The organism is Sulfolobales archaeon (assembly GCA_038897115.1).
In the GTDB taxonomy this organism is placed as follows: Archaea; Thermoproteota; Thermoprotei_A; order Sulfolobales; family AG1; genus AG1.
This window is the reverse complement of the sequence record JAWAXC010000165.1, coordinates 1-3,371: the sequence shown is the minus strand read 5'-3', so window position 1 is coordinate 3,371 and position 3,371 is coordinate 1. Positions and strand designations below refer to the sequence as shown.

Genomic DNA, 3,371 nt, shown 5'->3' with positions numbered 1-3,371 from the left:
AATCACCAGCCTAACATACTCATCATCACCAGACACAGCATGCAAGCACCGATCTATCATATGACACAACATCCTTAAAAAACACACAGATCAAAATATGGACTAGTCCATATCACACGTATTGATCCATATCAAAATTTCCTTCAGGATTAGACGCACCCTAAATAATATATATAAAAAACTGTGTGTATCCCCCTGACCCCCGGAAGATCCACCGATCCGACCCCCCGATCCAGGGGGTCGGGGGGTCCCCCCGACCCCCGGGGGTTTTTAACCCCCGTGAAGGGGGGTTTTTAAACCCCGGATCCTCTCGTGGATCCTCGCTTTTTAACCCTCTTTGGGGAATCCCAAAATGGGGGGTCGTGGTGGGTTTGGTAATCCCCATGGGATCCCCGGGGTCGGGGGCAATGGAAAATCCTTCTAAATCGGGTTATGTGATATCCCATGAGATCCCGAGGGTTTTCGGGATCGATTTGAGTAGAATAGGTTTTTCAATCCCAGATCTAAATCTCACGACATGTGGAAGAGAGAAATGGAGGGGAGAGGTGGAATGGTAGGGTCTCTCTCTCGAGAGCAGGTTCTCGAATCTCCGGTAGATATAGTTCACTACACGGATATAAACGACTACGAGTACCCGATCTTTATAACTCCCGAGAAGAAGATCGTTCTGAAGAAAACCCCTGAAGAAGTTTTAATAACATACTATGTTAAAGATGTGTCAGAGACTGATGCTGAGGTACAGCACGAGCTTTTCGAGGTTGCAGTCGATCTTGTGAGAGATGTGAGTGGGAAGGAGCCTTATGTTGAAAAGCTGGAGGTAGAATACGAAGTATATGTAGGAGATAGAGTGCGGATGATTGGAAAAACAAGAGGATATATAATAAAGATAGTCAGCGCTGAAACACCTTTCTCAGGCGCTAAGTTTGGGAGGGCCAGGGCATGGGCTATCGGCTATGACTGGAAGAAGCGTATAGCTGCAAGAGAGCCGAGACTTGAGAAGTACATGTACCTTAAAGGCGAGGAGTGGGGGAAAGGGAGAGCGAACGTTAAACTTTACATAAAACTCCCAGTCGTCACAGATGAATTTATTAAAATGTTTAACATGGTTATGTCCATGGCTGCTGCTACCCAGATACCACATCAAGATCTTGAGGAGCAGGTAAGGAAACTGGAAGAGCTGATCAAGCAGAAAGAGCAAGAGCTGCAAGCACTCAGAGAACAGCTATCGCAGTTGCAGGAGAAGCTCCGTCTCGAGAAGATGAAGAAAGCGGTGATGGAGTAGTGGTGATCGTGGAGAAGGTGGTGCTCTGATGGCCGAGAGCTCTCATTTGGTTAGAAAACTTGAGGCAGAACTAGCGGCTGGTTTCATAGGTAGGGAAGAAGAAGCAAGAGTAGCGATTTTGGCATTATTGACCAGGCAACATGCCGTATTTATCGGCGAGCCAGGAACTGCCAAGTCAGCACTCATCAGAAGACTATCACAGCTAGTGCAGTGCAGATTCTTCTACTACCTTCTGTCAAAGTACACAGTACCAGACGAGCTGATCGGCGCCATCGACCCAGTAGCCTATAAACAAGGAAGGTTTGTTAGAAATGTTAAGGGCAAGCTTCCTGAGGCAGAGTTAGCATTCATTGATGAGATCTTTAAAGGAAGCTCTGAGACCTTGAACACACTGTTGAATATAATGAACGAAAGACTCTTCGTTGACGCTGACGGTACCGTGTACAACGTTCCTTTGTGGAGCCTCTACGGAGCATCAAACGAGGTGCCAACGGATAGTGAGCTAGCTGCGTTCTACGATAGATTCCTGTTGAGACACTTCGTTAGAAGGATAGATGCTAGTGCTTTGGAGAAAGCTATCATACACAACATCACGATGAACTCCACGATGAACTCCAACCCGAAGCCGATCGCAACGCTCCAGGACATATCTAGAGTATATGATGAAGTAACACAATACATGATCCAGAACGCTTCAGCAATTGCGAAAGTTACTTCGCAGTTGGTTATTGTTCTGAGGCAACACGGAATCTTCGTATCCGATAGAACAGCCGTTTCACCGCAACACCTACCGCGCTTAATAGCTACATACTCCTACGTCTACAACACAGACCTACGCAAAGCAGCAATCGCTGTTAGCAAATATGTTCTGCCATCCGAGGAAGCGTTAGAGAACTATAGAAAAGCACTAGATGCTCTGATGCCAGTCGAACTACGAGAGGCAAGTGAAAAATTAGAAAAAGCAAGAGACTACGCTGTTAGCGGAGATCTAGCTTCAGCGAAGCGCTACGCTGCAGAAGCCATCCAAGTAGCTCAGTCGTTGTTCTCGAAACCAGAGCGCGTAGAGCTGTTCAAGGACGAGATCAAAGAGATTATCGAAAGCGCTGAGAAGCTAGTGACTGAAATCACGAAGATAGAAGAGAGCTTGAAGAAGTTCAAGAGGGGGTAGCCATGAAGCCCGCGCTTATCGAAGATTACAATAATGTTACATATAAAGCGCTAGCCCGCTCTGTTTTATCTAACTTCTTGCTTGAAAACAAGAAGTTGCCATTTATTGTTGCTATGGATTCTTCGATTATTCACTTTAAACCGTGGAGCCAAATTGTTTTCGATCCTTCCTCAAAGTCTGCTTGGAAGAAAATCCTAGAAAGATATTACGAGTCTGATTCATATAAGAAGCTTAATAGTGCTGTTGCTGGTGATCCAATGCTCGCGAAGTACGCTACTGTACACTTCTTAAATGCTTTGTTTAAGAAGGCTAAGGAGCAACTTAAGCAATTGAAGCAGCAGAAGCTGAGCAAAAAGGATAAAGAAGATCCAGTTAGCTCTCTTCTAAATCTAATTGATACTCAAGTATCGCCAGAAGCAAACAAAGCAGTACAAGCAATAGTTTCAATAGTTTCCGCTCTGGAAGAGGAAGCCAAGGAGGTGTTGCAAGATATTGAAGCTGTTGAGAGCTTCTCGCACCTCGGCATACCGGTAGCTCAAATGCTAGAGAAACCAGATGAATTTAGAGAGAAAGCACGTAATCGCATAATCATCTACTTGGTCAAGTTCTTGCAGAAACTGAGAAGAGAAGCTCCTAATCTAAAGCAGGCGATGTATCCTACGCTAGTTGGTGGAAGACCTTTAGGTGTTAAAAGAATCCAGAGGTGGAGTGAGCTGTCTAGTGTTATTTCTATGGAGTTCTTGGATGAGGATCTTCTGACGTATAAGATAGCGAGCAGGTCTGTGAGAGTTTCAGAGAGGTATGGTGGTGTATCGAATTATGTTGTCTACCTCGATAAATCGGGTTCAATGGCGTCAGCCATTATATATAGAGAGTCTCCATCTCGATATGTGTATGTTCCTAAGATCAGTTTTGCAACTG

General features: G+C 45.1%; 4 protein-coding genes. All 4 read left to right on the top strand.

Going from position 1 to position 3,371, the window contains the following annotated elements; all coding sequences use genetic code 11:
- Positions 1 to 365 precede the first annotated feature (365 nt).
- The gene (locus QXE01_12245) at positions 366 to 557 is read left to right on the top strand and encodes a hypothetical protein (GenBank protein MEM4972008.1); all 192 of its coding nucleotides are present in this window, start codon (positions 366 to 368) and stop codon (positions 555 to 557) included.
- Positions 533 to 1,282: a hypothetical protein gene (locus tag QXE01_12240; GenBank protein MEM4972007.1), complete on the top strand. Its 750-nt coding sequence runs from the start codon at positions 533 to 535 to the stop codon at positions 1,280 to 1,282. The genes QXE01_12245 and QXE01_12240 overlap by 25 nt, the downstream gene beginning before the upstream one ends.
- 28 nt (positions 1,283 to 1,310) lie before the next feature.
- The gene (locus QXE01_12235; GenBank protein ID MEM4972006.1) at positions 1,311 to 2,450 is read left to right on the top strand and encodes an AAA family ATPase; all 1,140 of its coding nucleotides are present in this window, start codon (positions 1,311 to 1,313) and stop codon (positions 2,448 to 2,450) included.
- Positions 2,451 to 2,452: 2 nt separating this feature from the next.
- Positions 2,453 to 3,371 (top strand): hypothetical protein (locus tag QXE01_12230; protein ID MEM4972005.1); only part of this gene is annotated, 919 nt, incomplete at its 3' end.

Coding starts and splice junctions, on each gene's coding strand:
- QXE01_12235 (MEM4972006.1), top strand. CDS start 1,311: ATGGCCGAGAGCTCTCATTTGGTTAGAAAACTTGAGGCAGAACTAGCG.
- QXE01_12240 (MEM4972007.1), top strand. CDS start 533: ATGGAGGGGAGAGGTGGAATGGTAGGGTCTCTCTCTCGAGAGCAGGTT.